14 protein-coding genes and 1 pseudogene are annotated in these 19900 nt (G+C 62.7%); 8 read left to right on the plus strand and 7 right to left on the minus strand.

Annotation, left to right across the window (positions count from 1 at the left end; translation table 11 throughout):
• Window positions 1-56: 56 nt before the first annotated feature.
• Window positions 57-632: pseudogene (locus tag IE101_RS18945) on the plus strand (hypothetical protein); the annotation flags it as partial.
• Window positions 633-647: 15 nt separating this feature from the next.
• On the opposite strand, the gene IE101_RS18950 reads toward IE101_RS18945, so the two are convergent.
• The 5 genes from IE101_RS18950 to IE101_RS18970 are packed head-to-tail and all read right to left on the minus strand — an operon-like array spanning window position 648 to window position 11453.
• Window positions 648-3947, minus strand: a complete 3300-nt coding sequence (locus IE101_RS18950) for a DUF499 family protein (RefSeq protein ID WP_189635417.1) — start codon at window positions 3945-3947, stop codon at window positions 648-650.
• A 33-nt stretch (window positions 3948-3980) separates the two neighbouring features.
• Window positions 3981-4343: a hypothetical protein gene (locus IE101_RS18955; protein ID WP_189381996.1), complete on the minus strand. Its 363-nt coding sequence runs from the start codon at window positions 4341-4343 to the stop codon at window positions 3981-3983.
• A gap of 14 nt (window positions 4344-4357) precedes the next feature.
• Window positions 4358-7165, minus strand: coding sequence for a DUF1156 domain-containing protein (locus tag IE101_RS18960; RefSeq protein WP_189635418.1), 2808 nt, complete (start codon window positions 7163-7165; stop codon window positions 4358-4360).
• Complete coding sequence (locus IE101_RS18965; protein ID WP_189635419.1) at window positions 7162-7938, minus strand: hypothetical protein; 777 nt, start codon at window positions 7936-7938, stop codon at window positions 7162-7164. Before IE101_RS18965 ends, IE101_RS18960 begins: the two co-directional genes overlap by 4 nt.
• A complete protein-coding gene (locus IE101_RS18970) occupies window positions 7938-11453 on the minus strand; it encodes a DUF8742 domain-containing protein (RefSeq protein WP_189635420.1) in 3516 nt (1171 codons plus the stop codon). The genes IE101_RS18965 and IE101_RS18970 overlap by 1 nt, the downstream gene beginning before the upstream one ends.
• A 599-nt stretch (window positions 11454-12052) precedes the next feature.
• On the opposite strand from IE101_RS18970, the gene IE101_RS18975 reads away from it, so the two are divergent.
• Genes IE101_RS18975 through IE101_RS18990 form a run of 4 tightly spaced genes read left to right on the plus strand, consistent with a single transcriptional unit; the run spans window position 12053 to window position 16155 of the window.
• The gene (locus tag IE101_RS18975) at window positions 12053-13315 is read left to right on the plus strand and encodes a site-specific DNA-methyltransferase (RefSeq protein WP_189635421.1); all 1263 of its coding nucleotides are present in this window, start codon (window positions 12053-12055) and stop codon (window positions 13313-13315) included.
• A complete protein-coding gene (locus tag IE101_RS18980) occupies window positions 13312-13815 on the plus strand; it encodes a hypothetical protein (protein WP_189635422.1) in 504 nt (167 codons plus the stop codon). The genes IE101_RS18975 and IE101_RS18980 overlap by 4 nt, the downstream gene beginning before the upstream one ends.
• Window positions 13812-15131, plus strand: coding sequence for a site-specific DNA-methyltransferase (locus IE101_RS18985; RefSeq protein WP_189635423.1), 1320 nt, complete (start codon window positions 13812-13814; stop codon window positions 15129-15131). Before IE101_RS18980 ends, IE101_RS18985 begins: the two co-directional genes overlap by 4 nt.
• A 55-nt stretch (window positions 15132-15186) precedes the next feature.
• Window positions 15187-16155, plus strand: coding sequence for a protein NO VEIN domain-containing protein (locus tag IE101_RS18990; RefSeq protein ID WP_189635424.1), 969 nt, complete (start codon window positions 15187-15189; stop codon window positions 16153-16155).
• On the opposite strand, the gene IE101_RS18995 is transcribed toward IE101_RS18990, so the two are convergent.
• The gene (locus tag IE101_RS18995) at window positions 16152-16709 is read right to left on the minus strand and encodes a DUF3489 domain-containing protein (RefSeq protein ID WP_189635425.1); all 558 of its coding nucleotides are present in this window, start codon (window positions 16707-16709) and stop codon (window positions 16152-16154) included. The genes IE101_RS18990 and IE101_RS18995 overlap by 4 nt on opposite strands.
• A 95-nt stretch (window positions 16710-16804) precedes the next feature.
• Window positions 16805-17032 (minus strand): hypothetical protein, encoded by a 228-nt coding sequence (locus tag IE101_RS19000; RefSeq protein ID WP_189635426.1) that lies wholly within the window; start codon window positions 17030-17032, stop codon window positions 16805-16807.
• Between the two features lie 116 nt (window positions 17033-17148).
• Between IE101_RS19000 and IE101_RS19005 the strand changes: the two genes are divergently transcribed.
• From IE101_RS19005 to IE101_RS19015, 3 genes are read left to right on the plus strand one after another with little or no spacing between them, the layout of a single operon-like run.
• Window positions 17149-17685: a hypothetical protein gene (locus IE101_RS19005; RefSeq protein WP_189382187.1), complete on the plus strand. Its 537-nt coding sequence runs from the start codon at window positions 17149-17151 to the stop codon at window positions 17683-17685.
• Window positions 17633-19684: a phage terminase large subunit family protein gene (locus IE101_RS19010; protein ID WP_189635427.1), complete on the plus strand. Its 2052-nt coding sequence runs from the start codon at window positions 17633-17635 to the stop codon at window positions 19682-19684. The genes IE101_RS19005 and IE101_RS19010 overlap by 53 nt, the downstream gene beginning before the upstream one ends.
• Window positions 19684-19899: a phage head-tail joining protein gene (locus tag IE101_RS19015; RefSeq protein ID WP_189635428.1), complete on the plus strand. Its 216-nt coding sequence runs from the start codon at window positions 19684-19686 to the stop codon at window positions 19897-19899. Before IE101_RS19010 ends, IE101_RS19015 begins: the two co-directional genes overlap by 1 nt.
• Window position 19900: the final 1 nt, after the last annotated feature.

The raw sequence follows: 19900 nt of genomic DNA on the forward strand, positions 1-19900 counted from the left end.
CTGAAACGCCGACACCCGAAAAACCAAAAAACAGGGAATAACTGTCGAAGTCCGGGGAGCTGCCCCTACCCTCGGACGTCACCGAGGAAGGTTTCGGCTTCGGCCTGGAATACGTCCTGCTGCAGCGCGCTATACTCGGCTGCAAGATCGACGGCGGCCAGCACAAGGTCGGCGGCTACACGCATGAGGATGCCGAGGTGATCGCCGCCACCGTCGCGGGGATCCCCGACAGCCTCGGCGGCAAACGCATGGCGATCCGCGTCGCCGAACTGGCCCGCGCCGGGCTGACACCGGACTGGATGCCCGGCGCCGTCCCGCGCTGTGTGCCGACCATCGTCAAGCAGAACCAGCATGGCACGCATGCGGGCGCCATCGTCGTGGGCACCGAACGCATCCGCGTGCGCGGCCCGGACGCCCGTGCCGCATGGAAAACCATCGACATCCTGGCCTGCCCGGTCACGTTCTCCCCCCATCCGCAGCAGATCGACGCCGCTCGGCGGGGATATGTCGACTGGTGGCAGGCGCTGGGCTGGGTGCGGGACGCGCTGATCCTGGGCGGGATGCTGCGGGAGGTCGAGGTGACAGACGCGATGCCGAAGGCGCGGCCGTGGAAATCGCGCGACGGTCGATGACCGTCACGCATCCATTCACTTGATCACTTTGTCGATGAATCCCAGCGTGTTCGCGTTCTCGAGCAGCGTGCGCACCTTGCTTCGGTCGAGGCCATTCGGAACTTCGGCATCAATCTCGAGCTTCAGCGTCACCTCGCTGCCGGGCAACACAGTCAGTTGCTCAATGATCGCCTCCACAATCTGACGCATTTCGTGTGCTGGTCGATCTGCCGAGATCATGACCGTCCCGATGAACCGGGTCGGATCACGTTCGGGCTGAACCACAGCCGCCGTCGGCTTCAGGCCGGTCTGTTCTGCCGCAGCCTTCACTGGCACCTGTACCGGATCTGAAGGCGCAGCAGCGGCCGCTGCCGTCTCGAGGACCTGCTTTTCCGCCACCTCTGGCTTCACGATCACGCTGTCGGAGTCGATGACCACCGGCGCATTCGCGGCATTTTGCAGGACCAGGCCAATGTAGCGGCCGCTCTTCTCGTCCCATCGTTCCGCATAGGCGAATGGGCCAGGCACCATCGCGCCGACAGCTGCGCGCACTGCCTTGATCAGGACGTTCCGATCCTTGACCCGCGGCAGGTAGATGTAGCGGTTCAGGTATTCCCAGAGATCTCTTAGCGACAGGTGGCCCTTGCCATTCCAGATGTACTTTTGCAGTTCGCGGTCTAGGCGGGCAGGACCAAGCTCCGGCAGCAGGCCCTCGTCGCTGGCCAGTTTCTTACTGGCACGGGATAGAAGCCCATCCTGCGCTGGAACTTTCGACGCGATCCATTCGACATCGGCCTGCGCACCATCCTGCATTGGATACAGGAGATAGCACCAGGTCTCCTTGAGCCGCGTCTTTACAGTCTCGGCCGCCTCGGCGACCTTCGCCTTGGCAAGCGCACTGTCGCGCTGCGTCAGATTCAGCCGATCCGTGTCCTTCACGATCCCTGCCCAAGCTAGGGACGACCGCATGGCCTCCTTCAGCCCATCGAGCTGGCGCGACTCCGCCGCGAGGAAGACGAGCATGTTCCGATAGACCCGCGGTGTAGAACCGCGCTGAAGAAGGATATCCTTGGCCTCTGCCATGGCATCGGAATTCTCGCGACCAGTGTGCGGGTGGGCAACGCCAAGCACAACGGCACGAACGCCACCGGCTTCGTCGGGAACGTCGGAAGAACTGCTGGGCGCGACCTGGACAGCATCGAAATGCCCACGGTCTCCAAGGCCGTTGATGTAGGTCGCCAGCGCCTTGTCGATTTCCAGTAGGACAAGCGGCTCTTCAATCTGCCCGGCCCGGTCGGCCGCAAGGCGATTAAGGCTGGCCGACATCGAGTACCAGTAACGGCCTAGGTCGCCATGCATGAACCTGGCGTTGTTCGCTAGGCGCCGAAGGGCGTCGCCAAAGATGGCTGGGCGTTCGCCGGGTTGCACGACGCCGAGGTTGATCTGTCGATCATCGAGGCCCTTGTTGTCCTGCCCGTGAGTCGGCGCAGTCCCCATGAAGATCGCCCGCGCCACGCGGCGGGTAGCCGAGTAGCGGTTGAGGTTCGGCGCCGATTGGTCGATCCGGTAGGGCGTCGAGTTTGGCCCATCGACATCACCAGCGATGATCGACTGCCACGAGACGTCGAGGTAATGCAGCAATTCGGGTTCGACGCGCGCCGAGCTGATGGAAACGCTGCCCGGCATGATCATCACCGAGGGGTCGTTGTTCATCCACAGCTCGTGGATCACCTGCGCCATCAGGCGCAGAACACCGCGGGTGCGCTGGAATTTCTCCAACGAACCCCAGCTTGTATAGAGCTGATCGAACAGCTCTGGGTGGATCGGATAGGCCTTCTCCAGCTTCCGACGATAATCCTCACCCTCACAGTTCTGCGGAAACTCGTTCGGGCTGTCGCGATACATCTTCGCAAACTGCTTCAATGTGTTGTCGCGGTGGTGGAACTTGTCGCCCGGGATTTCCTTGAACAACCGCCGACGGACGATCTCGTAGCTTTCTTCCTGGTCAGCCGGGCGCCAGCCGGTCTCGACCCGGCTGAAGGTCTGCTTCAGGCGCGACAGCGCCTCCTGGCCGCCTTCCCCGCCGACCTCGATCTGCGATGCGGGCAGCGATGCCACCAGCAGCGTGCCGGGGCTGGCCTTCACCGCCTCGGTCAGCGACTGCACGAAAGACAGGTTCGAGTCGAAGGATCCCGAGGGCAGCCCCTCAACCTTGTAGATTTGGCGCAGGTAGGCGACCCACTCGTCGATCAGGATCAGCGACGGCGCGCATTGCCGGAACAGCTCTTCCAGCAGGTTCGACCCCGGCGCAATGCCGTTGGCATCGTTCTCGGCCACCAGCGCATAGCCCGCCTCGCCCCCAAGCTGGAACGCCAGTTCCCCCCAGGTCGTGCGGATCGGCCGCCCGTAATCCTTCTGCCGCTTGGCCGCGTCCGAGGGGCCGTAGGACGTGCCCACCAGCACCGCCCGGTTCACCTTGCCCGGCACGGTCAGCCCTTCACGCGACAGCAGCTGGTCCAGCCCCGGCAAATCCTCCACCGGCGTGCCGCCTGCCATGTGGTAGAGCGCCAGCATGGAGTGGGTCTTGCCGCCGCCGAAGTTCGTCTGCAGCTCCACCACCGGATCGCCACCGGTGCCCGACAGCCGCTTGGCCGCGCCGATCAGCAGGGTCGACAGGCCCGAGGTCAGATAGGTGCGCGAGAAGAACTCGGTCGGGTTGCGGTATTCCGACGGCGCGCTGCCGTTATGCACCTTGGCCAGATCGGCCGCAAACTCGGCCTGCTGAAACTCTCCAGTCGCCACGTCGCGGTGCGGCTCCACCACCTCGCGCCACGGCAGCAGCCCCGCCACCGTCTCGACGGAGATGTCGGACCGCTGGCTCTTCTTCCGCTCCTCGTTGCGCTGCAATTCGGTGAACTTGGTGCGCAGGATCGTGTCGCGCATCTTCCCAAGCTGATCTGCCACGTCCGAGGCGCTGATCGCCTCCATCAGCCGCCGCATGCTGTCCAGCGCGCGTTCGGCATCGTCATAGGTGAAGGTCTCGTTGTGCGACAGCTTGTTCCGGATCTCGAGCAGCTCGCCCACATACGACCGCTCAGCATGACCGAGTACCGAGCGAAAGGCATCGCCCCAATACGAGATCATCGCCTTGAGCAGGCCTTGCTGGTCCCACCCGACCTGTCCGTTGGCGTTCGGGCGCAATCCAACCTTCTGGGCAACCTCGATCTGCCAATGCCCCTGCAATGAGGCCTCGAGACGCCGTTCGACAAAGGGGGTCAGAGCCTCGGGGAGAAGCTCCATGCCTTCAAACACATACTGGCGGGTCGACTTTGCCATGCACTCAATCCTTCTTCCGGCACAAAGCCCGGATTATCTCTTTGTAACCCAATGGTATTCGTAGGACAGCCCACTGATGCTGCCCTTGCGAACCTTGGCCATCAATCCCTCGTCAGGCACGGACGCGGCGATCACCGAAATGTCGTAGGCCTTCAGATACGGCGGGCCGTTGGGCTCGCCATCCACGGTCTTCTGACACACCTTGACGGTCGCCTTGAACCTTGTGCCCAAGGGGAACATCTCTCGCAGGTTCCGCGGGAACTCGACCCGCATGGTGGGGGGAAACACGGTCACTGCCTTCACCCGGGGGCGCGAGACGCCGGGATCGGTGCAGGTTTCAAGCTCCACTCCGCCGAAGAACTGGCCAAGAGCGTAAGATGGATCGTCGATCTTCATAGCGCCCCCCCCCCTTAAACCTCAAATCTCATCTGACCGCTGCGGTTCGTCAGCGGCGCGGTGGCGGCTTCGCGGGTCAGGTCGGTCCAGTCCGCGATCAGCGCGTTGTAGGCGGTCGCCTCCTTCGCGTCGCCCCGCTTTTCGCAAACCTTGTGAAGAACATAGGCCAAATCGCGCACATCATCCGCCTTCGGGCCGAACCTCTTCAGCATCACCGCCGCCTCGTAGCCGATCCCGTATTTCTCGTGCAGCCGCACCAGATGCTGGCAGCATTCCCAGACGGTCAGGTGGCCATCGGCATCCGGCTCCCAATCCGCATCCATCTCATCACGCTTCAGGATGCGCACCTTTCCGGCCGCGCTTTCCACGATCCCGGCATGTTTCACGCTTTCGACCGAGATGCCGCGCGCCGTGGCGATGTTGTTCGCCGTGCCATAGTCCCCCGCTTTCAGCCCGTTCTGTTCGAACCATGTGATGGCAAAGCGGGTGTCGGCGTCGAACTCGCCCTGGATGCCGCCGAGGTATTCGTCGAGCTCGCGGTTAATCAGCTGCAGAGCGACATCGACAGACATTGGACTATCGTCGGACTCTAACACGGCGCGGTAACGCGAAAACACCCCGATTCCGGGTCCTATTGCACACTGCGGCATATCTGCTGGCGAAATGTTAGCTTCCTGCAATTCCCTAATTGCCGTTGGTAGCTCACGCTTCAGAGCACGGATGAATTCGGCTCGAGTGCAAGTTTCAGCAGTAGATGGTCGCTTACGGCAGACAAGAACGATAGAGCTAGCAAGTGCGTTATTCCCGATAGCTACAGTGCGGGCAGAACGCTCAGTTCGAACAGGCCAAGTTCGGACAATTTGATATCGAGCCTCTAGAACTGCCTGTAGAAAGGTAATCCAGCCAGACGACGTCATGCCTTCCTTACCAATCTCACTCTTCTTAAAGGCATAGTAGATTGCCGTTGGGCTATCATTCCGATCTTTGGATTGGATTGACGTAAGTGCATGCGTCATCCCAGTGAGGAAGAACTGTCGAGCGCTTGCGTCTGAGCCCTGGCGATATCGATCCGCGATGAGCTCTTCAGCCTTTGGAACTAGTAGAGTCCCAAACTGGTCTGGGAACAAATGTCCGACGCTTTGCTTCATCCATACATAGAAATAGTCTGAAAGGTCTGCGTAGCTGATATTGCTGTAATAGGGCGGATCAGTTGAGATCACAGCATTCTCTGGTATCGGCGCCGCCTCTGCACTCGCCTGAATCACTTGGCCCGTGCTTGCAGGGACGAAGTTTTCAATGGCCTTTCCCACCCAAGTTACAGCGCCCAGGAAGTTTCCGGTGCTATCGCTGAACGGATTCGCCTCAACAAAGTCCCAAGTCATTGCGATACCTTGGCGAGCGAATGTGAAACGAATGAACCCATCAGCGGCCCAAGTTGCCATACTGCTGCCAGCGTCAGCGACTCGATCAATGGCAAAGGCAAGATACAAGCAAACCGCTGAAGCGTATTGATCCGCCACCTCAGAACTACTCCTGGGGTCTTCACATTTGGAGCCAAGCAGATCATCTTTTATCTGCTTATGCACCTCTGCAATACAGGCAACCAGTGTAGACATTGCAACTTGCTGCCTGGGGATGAAGTAGTCAGAAAATACGTTTATACCATACCTTCGACCCTGAGCGTTGCTGGCAAAAGTCCCGCGGCAAACCTGCTGAGGAAGTTTGCCAGCAATATCTGGACTCGACAGTAGCTGCTTTATATTCTGCTCCTGATAAATAAGATCAACACGATCTCCTGAAATATAGGCCTTCGAAGATTTTATCTCTGCAATCGCGGCGATTAACCGGCGCCCCATCCTACCCTTCGACGCCATATCATCGATGTATTTCGCAGGAATCGGCGTTCCAGTAAGGATGCACCTAAAGGCAGCGCTACCAGTTTTTGTACCGCTGCTAGAATCTTCATCAAAGCGAACATTCTGCGCGGAATCAACTTCGAAATGGTAGGCTTTGTTTGCCTTATCAATAACGGGGCGCAACCAGACTTCTTGTCCTTCGCTATTTCTCAAGGTGTAGCTGGAGATCAGTGGTACTTCTACATCTGCAAAAGCAGGGTCCGGGCTCGGGACCGTCCGTGCCCAGATCCAGGCGATCACCGTCGCCTTGCCGCCGCCATACTCCTTCGGCAAGTCCACCTGCGGGTAAAGATGCCCGATACGCTCCCACGCCTTTTCGCGCATCCATTCGCCGTAGTATTTCACATCTTCGGCCAGCCCCTCGGCGTTGCGATAGAACGACCGCTCCTTGATGCCGGGGTGGATCGGGGGCATGTCCTTGAATTTCGGCGGGATCTCGATCATCGCCTTGCCGATCATCACCGCCACCGGGTTCAGGTCGGACCCATAGGCAGGCAGGCCCAGCCGCTGCGCCTCAAGCGGGATCGACCCGCCGCCCGAGAACGGGTCATAGACCGGCGGCAGCACACCACCGCACGACCGCCGGATTTCCGCCCGCGCGCGTTCCAGCACCTCTTCGTTGGTCGAGTTCTCCCACTTCACCAGGTCTTCGATGATGGCAAACAGCCGCTGCCGCTCGCGCTCCTGATCCTCATGGGTGGGGAACTGGTCGGGGTGGCTGGAGGGATCGTCCACCAGCTGCGCGAACAGCACCGCCCGACACGCCGCCAACGGCCGCCGCGCCCACCACAGATGCAGGGTGCTGGGGTGCCCATGCCGGATCGACTTCTCCCGCGCCGAGGCGGCGTTGATGGCCTCGAGCGGAATGGCGACTTCGATCAGTTTCTTTTTGTAGGGTAGGGTCATGGAAGCGCCGTCCGATCTGAATGCGGGAGAAAAAGGCCCCATAGGCCTCTGAATGCTTGTTCGGCCGAGTCACTGAAGAGGCGCTCGAGCTGTCCCCGTTCCGTGATTGGTTCGCTGTCGTCAAGTGGGTCCGACTTGCGACCGATCGGGATGCCGAACCGCTTACCTTCCAAGGCGGGAGCATAGACGTCTCCGGCAGGCTCTCCAAAAAGCTTGAGCCCGAAGAAATAGGTCAGAAACTCGTGTCTAGCGAGTGCCCTGCCAAGATGACTGCGCGACCAATCCATTGTGCAAAAACAACCGAACATGCCACAAGAGGAACTCACGGCAATCTTTTTCGTAGGGCGCTTCTTCTCGAGAGACTTTGCAGCTGCGTTCAGCGTCAGATTTACAGATTTCGATGAAGACCGAAATGCGGGACCAATGTCCGTTACCTTGGCGCACCAGCTGCGCTCCAAGAGACAACCATAGCTCGCAGCTGTGATCGTATCTTCAGCCTCAGGAAAGACATAGTAAGTGCTTTCGGGGTACTTCCTCGCAACGCTTGTCAGCACGCGCCACTGGTCTCTTTCAAGAGTAAACTTGCCACCTTGCTTCGCCTTAAACTGGAAGATTACTAAATCCCCGCCATGACGCAGCATGGTGTCAATGCCAGATGCACGCTCCTGCGCCTGTGTCATACCATACCATAATGGATTCCTGTTGAACGGCATCATCGCAGCAGAAAGGGCTGCGCAAAACCGAACCTCAAAGCTCTTTTCGGCAAAACGCATTAGGTCTCCTGCGGCGAAACGCTGCGATCCAGCAGCCGCTTAAGGTGAAACTGGATTGCCGTATGTTCGAACGACGGTTCGTGGTCCGACAACGCACCCCGGACATACCGCGGTTCCTGGGCGTAGCCACTCTCGATCTGGACGATGGCCAGGATGTATTTCCCGGGCTCGTGCAGCGAGGTGATGATCTCCTGCCGGGTCAGCATGACAGTGTCGGCGCCGTCGATGCGGCCCTTGACCTCGATGAACCGCAAATGACCAGAGCGAGGGTCAAAGGAAGCGATGTCGTAGCCAACCTTCTGCGCCGATACATCGCGCGGCTCATTGCCCAGCGCCCGCTCGGCGTTGATGACCGCTTCCATGGCCTTCAATTCGCTGATGCGTCGGGCCTCTGGGTCTTCGGCAAAGGCACTGGCCTTGGCCCCATTTGCGACAGCAGCCTTCGCCAACAGCAGCCCCTTCGGCACGACGACCATGCCACCCCGCACTCGCGGCGGCTGGGCGGAAATGAAGCGCTCCTTCTCCAGCAACTCCATCCGGCGTTTCAGACGGTCGGCGAGGTCTTCGGCCCTGCGTTCTGCGTTCTGCCAGTTCAGGCGAGTCTTTTTCCCTGCCTTCTCATCCTCACGCAGCTCGGCGGCGCGGTTGTCCCAGAAGTTGATCTCCTTCTTCAGGCGGGCTTTCACCTCCTGCTCGACCTTGGCAACCTCGGGCAAACGCCGGGCCTTTACCTCGGCCACATGGCTCTGGGCGAGCTCAACGGTGGCAAAACGGATGGCGGCCTTTTCCAGATCATTACGCAGCCAGTCCTCGTGCAGCTTGTCAGAAACCAGCGCGATTTCCTCGGCCGTGGCAGGGCGCAGGTTCAGGTGGGGGGCGATCCCCGCATTCGCAGCTTTCCCTGTCTTGTCGATCGAAGCGAACTGCAGCTTTTCCGAGATGATGTGGGGTTTGCCAGTGCTGGTCGGGCGGCCGTCCTGGACGCTGTGTTCCAGCAAGAAGATGGCCGACAGCTCTTGTCCGAGGTCGGTTTCATCGACCATGACCGCGCCCTGTTTCATCAGGTGATCGTACTGCTCTCGCACGATGCTGATGACGGCTTCGAGCAGAGGGTGGCCAGGGCAGACGAACGTTGCCACGGGCTGCTGGTTCACCTTGCCCTTCTCGAAGCAGATGCGTTCGTACTTCTTCTGAACTGGAGAGCCGGTCCCGATCTGCCGGTCGCGCTCGCGGATGCTGACCGGGACATGGGTGATCTCCCACCGGCCCTCTTCGCGAGGCTTGATCTGGCCGCCAAGGCTCTTGAACGCCTCGACAAAGAAGCTCTGGATGTGGTGCGGCTGCAGGCGCTGGGCCTCGGCGCGTTCCATGTCGATGCGGATTTCCTGCACCTTGGCGGCAGGCATCGTGTCATTGGTCAGCGCCCGACGGGCCAGAAGATCGAGCAGATGCTGCTGATCGACGGCACCATCGACGGCCTGGAACAACCGGGCCTTCACATCGGGTTGTTCGCCGTACTGGATCGCCTCGAACAAAAGATCCTTCAGCGCCGTGCCGTCGAACAACTCGCCAAGGACGTCGTAGACCCGCCCACCCAGCGCCTCGCGCGCAGCTTCCAGCTTTTCCAGAAGCCGGGCGTAGACCTCGCCCTCGCGCGTATCGGCCGCCACGAGGTTCCAGAGGTGGCAGACCTCGGTCTGGCCGATCCGGTGGATACGGCCGAACCGCTGCTCGATCTTGTTCGGGTTCCAGGGGAGGTCGTAGTTCACCATCAGGTGGCCACGCTGGAGGTTCACGCCTTCGCCAGCCGCGTCGTTCGCGATGAGCACCAGCATGTCGCGGTCCTGCATGAACCGCTCGACGATCTTCCGCCGATCCTCGCGGGACACGCCGCCGTGGATCACCTCGACCGCATCGGCACGGCCAAGACGCGCCCTTACGCGATCATGCAGGTAGTAGAGGGTGTCCTTCGGCTCGGTGAAGATGATCAGCTTGCGGCGGTTGCCGTGGGAGTCGACCATCAGCTCATCATCTAGGATGCGGTTCAGCTGTGACCACTTGGTGTCCTGGCCAGAGCTGAGGACGCCCAGCGCCATGCGTTCCAGCCCTTGCAGGGTTTCGACCTCTAGCGCGAGCTGATCGACGGTTTCGGCCGTCGTCGCGGTCGTGGAAATCCGGTCCTCGATATCGTCGATCTCGTCCTGGCCGAGTTCCTCCAGGTTCTGGAGAGCGTCATCGGGCACGTCAGGGACGTCGAAACCGGATCTCTTGCCGCGGACCATCAGCCGCGCCTCGGCCAGTTCTGCCTCCAACCGTTCGCGCCGCCTCTTAAGGGACTGGTAGATCGCGGCTGGTGAGGACGCGAGGCGGCGCTGTAGGATCTGAAGAGCAAAGCCGACGTTGTTCCGTTTCTTGCCATCCTCGGCCGCAAAGCGCTGGACCCGGTTCATCTCGTTGCGGACGTACTCGGTCACGGCTGCGTAAAGCGCGGCCTCTTCAGGAGACAACTCGTACTTGACCGTATAGGCACGGCGCTCCGGGAAGAGCGGGCGGCCATCGAAGCGCAGCAGTTCCTCTTTCGTAAGGCGCCGCATCATGTCGGCAGTATCGGCGTAGTGCACGCCGTCGCGGAACCGGCCCTCGAACCGGTCACCATCCAGCAGCGCCATAAAGAGCTGGAAGTCCTGCTCATGCCCATTGTGCGGGGTTGCCGACATCAGGAGCAGGTGACGGCAGGCTTCGCCGAGTTTCTGTCCGACGCGATACCGCTTGGTGTACTTGGCTTCACCGCCGAAGTAGGTCGCGGACATGCGGTGGGCTTCGTCACAGATGATAAGATCCCACTCGGCGGCCTGTGCCAGCTTGTCCTGCAATTCCTCGTTCCGGGCCAGAACATCCAGCCGCGCAATCAGGCGGTTTCGGTCACTGAACGGATTTCCAGACCGGGAGTTCTCGATCATGTCACGGGTGAGGATGTCGAATTCCAGCCCGAACTTCTCTCCAAGCTCATCCTGCCACTGTTCAACCAGGCTGCCGGGGGCAACAACAAGGCAGCGCTCGAGATCGCTGCGGGCGATCAATTCCTTGATCAGCAATCCAGCCATGATGGTTTTTCCAGCACCCGGATCGTCGGCGAGAAGAAAACGCAAAGGCTGGCGCGGCAGCATTTCGCCGTAGACTGCAGAAATCTGGTGCGGAAGCGGGTCAACAAGGCTGGTGTGAATGGCGAGATAGGGGTCGAAGTAATGCGCCAGCTTTATCCGATTGGCCTCGGTAACAAGGCGCAGAAGATCGCCATCCGCATCGAACGACCAAGCCCGGCCGCGGGCATCCAGTTCAATTCGTACCTCGTCGTCGCGATAGAGGGTTGTTTCGGCGACACCACCGCCTGGCACGCGATAGACAAGGTTAATTGCCTGATCCCCGATCCACTCGACAGAAACAACCTCGACGGGCTGGCCCGGAACGACGCCGCGCAATTGAGCGCCATTCTTGATATCTTCCAGAACCGTCATCTTCCCTCCGCCCACTTGCACCGGGATCGAATCGGCGCAGCACTCCAGTCTACTCGAAACGCATGGTCAAACAGCCTGAAAGCCCAGCAATTTCTATCAGATGGACGTTAGACGCCGATGCATCCGGGAACAAGCGGCGACCGCCGTCGAAAGCCGATGATCTGAAGGCTGACCACCCTCTGAACCCACCGCTGGTCTGACCTCCCCCCTCGTCTGGTTCCTCCCTGGCTTCGAACGTATGCGGGGGGGCGCAGCGCGGCGGTTCGCTAGCGTGAGGCACTTTCACCGGGGAAGCCAGGCGGAAGCCACCTTGCGACCCGCTGCCGGAATTCCCGAGTCGGATCAGCGGCTTGCGGAATCACGATCTGGCCGGGGCGGATTCCCGGCGGGAAGCCAGGGAAGCCACCTCCGGGGAAGCCAGGTAGCCGGAAGCCACCCCTGGAAGCTAATTCGTTAGAAGCCGTTGAATCCGCTTCACTTTTCGGGTTGACAGACCTGCCCCCATTGACCTACCCCTTGATCATCGAAGAATTGCGCCCGGAGGATCCCCCTCGCGGGCGCTTTTCATTTCCCCTCCCCCTCATCCCGAGCCCCATCCCATGGATCTCGTTTTCGCGCCGAGCCAGATTGAATCCTGGCCGATTGCCCGGCTGCGCCCCTATGCCCGCAATGCCAAGATGCATGGCGACGATCAGGTGGCGAAGATCGCGGCCAGCATGGCCAAGTTCGGCTGGACCGTGCCCTGCATGGTGGCCGACGACGGCGAGTTGATCGCGGGCCATGGACGGGTGCTGGCCGCAACCATGCTCGGGCTGACCGAGGTGCCGGTGATCCGGCTCAGCCATCTCGACGAGGCGGAACGCCGAGCCTACCGGATCGCCGACAACAAGCTGACCGAACTGGGCGAATGGGACGAGGCCCTGCTGCGCGACGAGATCGCGGGGCTACTGGCAGAGGATTTCGACCTGTCGCTGTTGGGGATCAGCGACGATGACCTCGACGCCCTGCTGCGGGATCCCGAGGCGCTGGGCGGCGACGGCCCGGTCGAGGGCGAAGACGATGTGCCCGAGTTACCGGTCACGCCGCTTTCGGTGCCGGGCGACCTTTGGCAGCTGGGCGCGCACCGCCTGATCTGCGGCGACAGCACTGCGGCCGATGTTGTCGGGCGGCTGCTGGGCGACGTGCGCCCCCTGCTGATGGTGACCGACCCGCCCTATGGCGTGGAGTATGACCCCTCCTGGCGCAACGCAGCTGGCGCGGCAAAGACCAAGCGCACCGGCAAGGTGCTGAACGATGACCGTGCCGACTGGCGGGAGGCTTGGGCGCTGTTCCCGGGCGACGTCGCCTATGTCTGGCACGGCGCGCTGCACGCCGCGACGGTGGCCGACAGCTTGACCACCGCGGGCTTCGCCATTCGGTCGCAGATCATCTGGGCCAAGGACCGGCTGGTCCTCAGCCGCGGCGACTATCACTGGCAGCACGAACCCTGCTGGTATGCGGTGCGCGCCAAGGGCAAGGGTCACTGGGCCGGAGACCGCAAGCAGACGACGCTGTGGCAGATCGCCAACCGGGATCAGGACGCCGACACCGTCCACGGTACGCAAAAGCCGGTCGAATGCATGCGGCGGCCGATCCTCAACAACTCCAGCCCAGGACAGGCGGTCTATGAACCTTTCATGGGATCCGGCACCACGCTGATCGCGGCGGAGACGACGGGCCGGGTCTGCCTTGGCGTGGAACTGAACCCGGCCTATGTCGACGTCGCCATCGAACGCTGGCAGTCCTTCACCGGCCAGGACGCAGTGCTGGCGGAAACCGGCGAAACCTTCGCCGCGATCAAGGCCAAGCGACTCGCAGCATGAACCGACCTATCGCCATCCAGGAGGCTGCAACCAGCCCCGGCGAAGTCGCCGCTCTTGCCAGCGCGGTGACCGAGTTTCAGAAGAAGCTGCGTGACGCGAAGGGCTATCCCCGCATCAACGCCCTGCAACAGGATCTTCACGCGACGCGCCAGCGCCTCGCCGCGCTGTTCGGCGAACGCCATGGCTGGCACCTGTCCAAGTCCGCCTTCTCGCCGTCGGTTCTGGCAAGGCACAGAGTTTTCAACGGGCGCGGCTATCACGTCAATCCGTGGCCGCGTGAGCTCGTCGATCACGGCTATTTCTACCGAAAGGATCGTATGGCGGCAGCCGTCGCCTCGCATCTCTACGGCACGTTCGATGCCGCAAAGCGTAAGGATACCGAGGCCACAGCGGCGATCTATGGGCTGCGTGTCTCGTGGCCCGAAGATTTCCCAAGCTGGTATCTCCCCGGCCGAACCACGCTCATCGTCTGCACGCCACTGGCAGAACCTGCGCCATGATCGTGCTACCCGGCCGGATTGAACACTGGCCCCTCGCCCGCCTCCGCCACTACGCCCGGAATGCCAAGACGCACGATGCCGACCAGGTGGCGAAGATCGCCGCCAGCATGGCCGAATTCGGCTGGACCGTACCCTGCCTCGTCGCGGCCGACGGGGAGTTGATCGCAGGCCATGGCCGCATCCTGGCCGCGGGCCAACTGGGTCTGGCCGAGGCGCCGGTGATCGTGCTGGGCCATCTGACCGAGGCGCAACGGCGCGCGTACCGGATCGCCGACAACAAGCTGACCGAATTGGGCGGGTGGGACGAGGCCCTGCTGCTCGAGGAACTGCGGGGCCTGATGGCCGAGGACTTCGACCTCGGCCTGATCGGGATCCCCGAAGACGAACTGGACGCGCTGCTGCACGACGACGACCGTACACCCATCGACGATGGCACGGCCGACACCATCCCGGAGGCCCCGACCGATCCCATCACGCGACCCGGTGACATCTGGGCGCTGGGCGACCATCGCCTGATCTGCGGCGATGCCACCGATCCGGCTGTCGTGGCGCGGCTGATGGACGGGGCGCAGGCCTCGCTGATGTTCACCTCCCCGCCCTATGCCCAGCAACGCGACTATGGCGCGGCGAAGGAGAAGGTCGGCGATTGGGATGCGCTGATGCAGGGCGTCTTCGCCGCGGCGCCCGTCACTGCCGATGCCCAGCTGCTGGTCAACCTCGGCCTCGTCCACCGCGATGGCGAGTGGGTTCCGTATTGGCAAAGCTGGCTCGACTGGATGCGCGCGCAGGGCTGGCGGCGCTTCGGCTGGTATGTCTGGGACCAGGGGCCGGGCCTGCCGGGCGACTGGAACGGCCGCCTTGCGCCGTCCCACGAGTTCATCTTCCACTTCAACCGCCAGCCCCGGAAGCCGAACAAGACGGTCGAAAGCAAGCACGCAGGCGAAACCCTCGGCGGGGGCGGCCTGCGTGGGGCCGACGGCACGGTCCATCGCAAGACCGGCTCCGGCAATGCGATCCAGAGCCACCGCATCCCGGACAGCGTGTTCCGCATCACGCGCCACAAGGGCGGGCTGGGTGCGGCCGGATCGCACCCCGCCGTATTCCCGGTGGCGCTGGTCGAGGCGGTACTGGAGGCCTTCACCGATCTCGGCGACCTCGTGTTCGAACCCTTCTGCGGCTCCGGCACCCAGCTGATCGCCGCGGAACGCACCGGGCGGCGCTGCTGCGCAGTGGAACTGGATCCGGTCTATTGCGATGTCGCCGTGCGGCGGTGGGAGATGGCGACGGGGCGGAAGGCCTACAGCAAATCCACCTAGCAGGTGGGCAGACTCTTCCTTAACATCTGACAGTAGATGCCTTCGCGAGAGTGCCATGCCCAACCTGATCTGCAATGTCGTCTGGATGCCTCATTACCGCGGAGAAGCAGACGTTCATGCAGGCGGCTTCGACTATGTGTCGATCAATGGCTACGGGCATGAATTGCTTAATTTTGATGCTCTGAACGGCAAGGTATACGGCTTCGTTCAAACAAGGAACTCGACCGTCAACATAAACAGGCTGGGTGCAAAGCCGGAAGACGACTTCATGGACGGCGTTCGCGTGATCTTCATTTCGACCCATGAAGAGCTAGGGCCCGTCGTAATCGGCTGGTACGAAAACGCCCGTGTTTGGCGCCGAAAGCAACCAGGTCTTCGGTCCGTTCCAACACACCCAGACGTCAAGATCGACTTTCAGTTCGAAGCATCTGCAGATAACGCAATGCTGCTGCCTGTGTCCCAGAGGTTGCTCACCGTTCCCAATCGGAAAAAGGGCTTCCCCGGTCAAAGCCCTGTGTTTTTCCCGGACGAAAGCGACGAAATGCGCACATGGATGCGCAAGTTCGAAAAGTACTTCGACGAGAAGAAGTCCGGACAGACTTCAGGTACCAAGAAGTCAAACGGGTCGGGGCGCAACACTGACGCCGAGCATAACGCGCTGGTAGAAATCTCGGCTATTGAAGCTGTCATTGCAGCACTGGGCCCCGACTATCGTGACCGTCAGGCAGACAACTGCGGATGGGACCTAGAGTTTGAGCGAGGCGGAAAAAAGCTCTGCGTTGAGGTAAAGGGGAACTCCGGACTGACCCCTCGTGCAGAAGTATCCCCCAACGAATATCGGATCATCAAGGAAGTAATGGAGGGGCGCTTCACGGACGGCGACTATAGACTGGCGATTGTCACCGACGCCTTCGGCGGCCGAAACGTCCACTTGTTCGCCTTCACTGTGAGCAAGGGTTGGGTCTGCGAACGCACTGGCGCGTCCGTGAATGCGACGGAGCGCATAGCGGCGGTGTTCAGCTAGACGCGATACACGGTGCCCCTGCCCTCGACCTTCTCGGCCTTGATGGGCAGGCCCAGCTTCTTCTTGAGGGCCCCCGAGATGCAGCCGCGGACGGTATGAGCCAGCCATCCGGTGGCCTCGACCATCTCGGCGACCGTCGCTCCCTCTGGGCGCTGGAGCATGGCGATGATGTGCGCCTGCTTGGTGCCAGCGCGGATGGCGACGGGTTTCGCGGTGTCGGTTTCGTCTGGTGTCTGGTCCGCCGCCTGCCTCGGCTTAGCCCTCCGCGCGCTGGCGACGGCGCTGGCCGCCAGCGGCTCGATCCCGACGGCCTCCAACCCGGCCTCGGTGGCGATAAGCGTGGTGCCATGGCCGTCGCCGGTTTCGCGCCACATCGGCTCGCCGCGCCGTAGGTTGGCCTCGACCTCTTCAAGCCAGCCGCGGGCGATCATCTTGCCGACGACCATCTTGGCCGCGGCGCCGACCAGCCCCTCGGGCAGCGGCAGGGCGAGGTTCCCCGGCCGGGTCGCGGCGCGGGACAGGATCAGGGACTGGGTGTCGGACGGGATGGTCATCAGGGCCTCCGGGCGCTTGGGCGAGCGCTGTACGCGCCTTCTACGGAGGCAAGCCCCGTCCTCGGACGGGGCAGCCGTCGCGCCGTTTGAGCGCGTCAGGCGGCGTGTTCGCCTTCCTTGAAGGCGCTGTCGGTGATCTGGCGTAGCAGGCCCGCGTAGTGCTTCAGGGTGCCGACATTGCCCCAGTTGATCTCGTCGGGGTGGGTCTCGAAATGGTCATCGCTCAGGGCCTTCAGGCGCTCCAGCATGATGTCGATCTCGGCCTTGGCAGCGATGAAGGCGTCGAGGGCTCTGTCGTTCGGCCGGGCGGTGCGGCGGGTCATGGCGGGGCATCCTTTGGTGAGTTGCATCGTTTCCTTGCGATCAGACTCGCTCTGTCGCGCCCTCTAATCAACTGAATACAAAGCGATATCATTAGCTTGATCGGATCATCCGCGCCATGAAAGGCATGAGCGAACGCGAGTATGCGGCGCATTCCGGCCTGTCCCGCGGCGGGGTGCAGAAGGCGCGGAAGAACGGGCGGCTGGTGGTCCATGACGACGGGTCGATCAATGCCGCAGCCTCGGATGTGCGACGGGCAGAGATGACGGACCCGGACCAGCAGCGGCGCAGCTTGGGTGGCGAAAGCCTCGCCAGCGGTGCGGGCGAGACCTCGTCCTACATCAAGGCGCGCACGCTGCTGACAGTCTATGCCGCGCAGGACAAGCAGATCGCGGTCCAGAAGAAGAAGGGCACGCTGGTCGACCGTGCCCGGGCGGAGACCCTTGTCTTCCGCCTGGCGCGGCAGGAACGGGATGTCTGGGTGACCTGGCCCGGACGGGTGGCCGCGCTGATGGCAGCGCAGATCATGGCGGAGGTGGAACGGCAATCCGGGGCATCGGTGACGATCGAGACCGCGATCATGCAGAGGGTGCTGGAAGCCCATGTCCGCGAACAGCTCGACGCCCTCGCCGACCTCCGGGTCTCGCTTGCATGATGAGGAGGACGACAACGATCTGACCGCGGGTCTCGACCTCGGTTTTGACGGCGCCGAGGACCTGCTCAGGGTCTGGCGACAGGGCCTGCGCCCCGACCCGAACCTGACCGTGTCGGAATGGGCGGATCAGCATCGCTGGCTGTCATCGCGGGGCGCGGCCGAGCCGGGGCGGTATCGCACCGCCCGGGCGCCCTACCTGCGCGAGATCATGGATGCGCTCTCGCCCGGGCATCCGGCCCAGCGCATCACCTTCATGAAAGCGGCGCAGGTCGGGGCCACGGAAGCGGGCAACAACTGGATCGGCTTTGTAATCCACCATGCGCCGGGGCCGATGCTGGCGGTGCTGCCGAGCCTCGAACTGGCCAAGCGCACCTCGCGCGGTCGGCTTGATCCGCTGATCGCGGACAGCCCGGCGCTCCGCGAACGGGTGAACCCAGCCCGGTCGCGCGATGCGGGCAACTCGATGCTGTCGAAGGAATTCCCCGGCGGCATCCTGGTGCTGACCGGGGCCAACAGCGCGACTGGCCTCCGGTCGATGCCCGCGCGCTATGTGTTTCTCGATGAGGTCGACGCCTATCCGGCCTCGGCCGACGAGGAAGGCGATCCGGTCACGCTGGCCGAGGCGCGAACCACCACCTTCTCGCACCGGCGGAAGGTGTTCATGGTCTCGACGCCCACGATTCGGGGGCTGAGCCGGATCGAACGGGAATTCGAGGCGTCCGACCAGCGGCGCTACTTCGTGCCCTGCCCGCATTGCGGCGCGATGCAATGGCTGCAGTTCGACCGCCTGCGCTGGGCGAAGGGGAAGCCGGAAACCGCCGCCTACCATTGCGAGGGCTGCGAACGACCCATCGCCGAGCACCACAAGACCGAAATGCTGGCCCGAGGCGAATGGCGGGCAACATCCGTGTCAACAGACCCGAAAGCCATCGGCTTCCACCTCTCGGCACTTTACTCGCCGCTCGGGTGGAAAAGCTGGTCCGACGTCGCGCGGGAATGGCAGGCGGCCCAAGGGTCGGACGAGACGCTGCGCGCGGCGCGCAACACGTTGCTGGGCGAGACGTGGGTCGAGTCGGGCGATGCGCCGGAATGGCAGCGGCTGGCGGATCGGCGGGAGGCGTGGAAGCCGGGCACGGTACCGATGGCGGGGCTGTTCCTGACGGCCGGGGCAGACGTGCAGAAGGACCGGATCGAGGTCGATATCTGGGCCTGGGGCCGCGGCCTCGAGTCCTGGCTCGTCGATCACATCGTCATCCCGGGCGGGCCCGACGATCCTGCCGCGTGGGAGAAGCTGGCCGCCCTCCTCGGACGCAGCTGGCAACATGCGAACGGCGCCTTCATGACCGTGGCGCGGCTTGGCATCGACACCGGCTACGAGGCCGCGGCCGTCTACGCCTGGTCCCGCAAGGTCGGCTTCGAGCAGGTTGCGCCGCTAAAGGGCCTCGAGGGCTTCAACCGCGCTACGCCGGTCTCGGGGCCAACCTTCGTGGACGCCACCATTGGCGGCAAACGGCTGCGTCGCGGCGCGCGGCTTTGGTCGGTGGCCACGGCGACCTTCAAGGCGGAGACCTACCGCTTCCTGCGGATCGAACGTCTGAGTGATGAGGATCGGGCGCTGGGCGTGCTGGACGCGCCGGGCACGATCCACCTGCCCAGCTGGGCCGACACCGAATGGCTGAAGCAGCTGGTGGCCGAACAGCTGGTCACGATCCGAAACAAGCGCGGCTATGCCCATCAGGAATGGCAGAAGATGCGCGAGCGGAACGAGGCGCTCGACTGCCGGGTCTACGCCCGTGCCGCGGCATGGATCCTTGGCGCCGACCGATGGGACGAGGCGACCTGGCGGCGGCTCGAAGCGCAGGCGGGCGTGGAAACGCGCCTGCCCACTGCCGTCGCAACGGAAAGCGCACCAACTGACCCAGCCCAACCCAAGGCCGGAACGCTAACCACGCCACGCCGGAAACGGCGGGCCTACACCCCGAACTTCATGAGGGACTGATGGACCTGGAACGCATGCAGGCCCTGCTGACCGCGCTGCAGGAAGCCCGCTTCGCCGGGCTGCGGAGCGTCAGCTACGATGGCAAGACCGTGACCTATGGCTCGGATGCTGAACTGGCAGCGGCGATCCGGGATCTGGAGGCGAGGATTGCAGCGGCCAGCGGCACCTCTGCCCGGCGCCGTCGGTGGGGCACCGTGGCCACCAAGGGTCTGTGAC

Source organism: Gemmobacter lanyuensis (assembly GCF_014652355.1).
Lineage (GTDB): Bacteria > Pseudomonadota > Alphaproteobacteria > Rhodobacterales > Rhodobacteraceae > Gemmobacter > Gemmobacter lanyuensis.

Coding starts and splice junctions, on each gene's coding strand:
- IE101_RS18950 (WP_189635417.1), bottom strand. CDS start 3,947: ATGGCAAAGTCGACCCGCCAGTATGTGTTTGAAGGCATGGAGCTTCTC.
- IE101_RS18955 (WP_189381996.1), bottom strand. CDS start 4,343: ATGAAGATCGACGATCCATCTTACGCTCTTGGCCAGTTCTTCGGCGGA.
- IE101_RS18960 (WP_189635418.1), bottom strand. CDS start 7,165: ATGACCCTACCCTACAAAAAGAAACTGATCGAAGTCGCCATTCCGCTC.
- IE101_RS18965 (WP_189635419.1), bottom strand. CDS start 7,938: ATGCGTTTTGCCGAAAAGAGCTTTGAGGTTCGGTTTTGCGCAGCCCTT.
- IE101_RS18970 (WP_189635420.1), bottom strand. CDS start 11,453: ATGACGGTTCTGGAAGATATCAAGAATGGCGCTCAATTGCGCGGCGTC.
- IE101_RS18975 (WP_189635421.1), top strand. CDS start 12,053: ATGGATCTCGTTTTCGCGCCGAGCCAGATTGAATCCTGGCCGATTGCC.
- IE101_RS18980 (WP_189635422.1), top strand. CDS start 13,312: ATGAACCGACCTATCGCCATCCAGGAGGCTGCAACCAGCCCCGGCGAA.
- IE101_RS18985 (WP_189635423.1), top strand. CDS start 13,812: ATGATCGTGCTACCCGGCCGGATTGAACACTGGCCCCTCGCCCGCCTC.
- IE101_RS18990 (WP_189635424.1), top strand. CDS start 15,187: ATGCCCAACCTGATCTGCAATGTCGTCTGGATGCCTCATTACCGCGGA.
- IE101_RS18995 (WP_189635425.1), bottom strand. CDS start 16,709: ATGACCATCCCGTCCGACACCCAGTCCCTGATCCTGTCCCGCGCCGCG.
- IE101_RS19000 (WP_189635426.1), bottom strand. CDS start 17,032: ATGACCCGCCGCACCGCCCGGCCGAACGACAGAGCCCTCGACGCCTTC.
- IE101_RS19005 (WP_189382187.1), top strand. CDS start 17,149: ATGAAAGGCATGAGCGAACGCGAGTATGCGGCGCATTCCGGCCTGTCC.
- IE101_RS19010 (WP_189635427.1), top strand. CDS start 17,633: ATGTCCGCGAACAGCTCGACGCCCTCGCCGACCTCCGGGTCTCGCTTG.
- IE101_RS19015 (WP_189635428.1), top strand. CDS start 19,684: ATGGACCTGGAACGCATGCAGGCCCTGCTGACCGCGCTGCAGGAAGCC.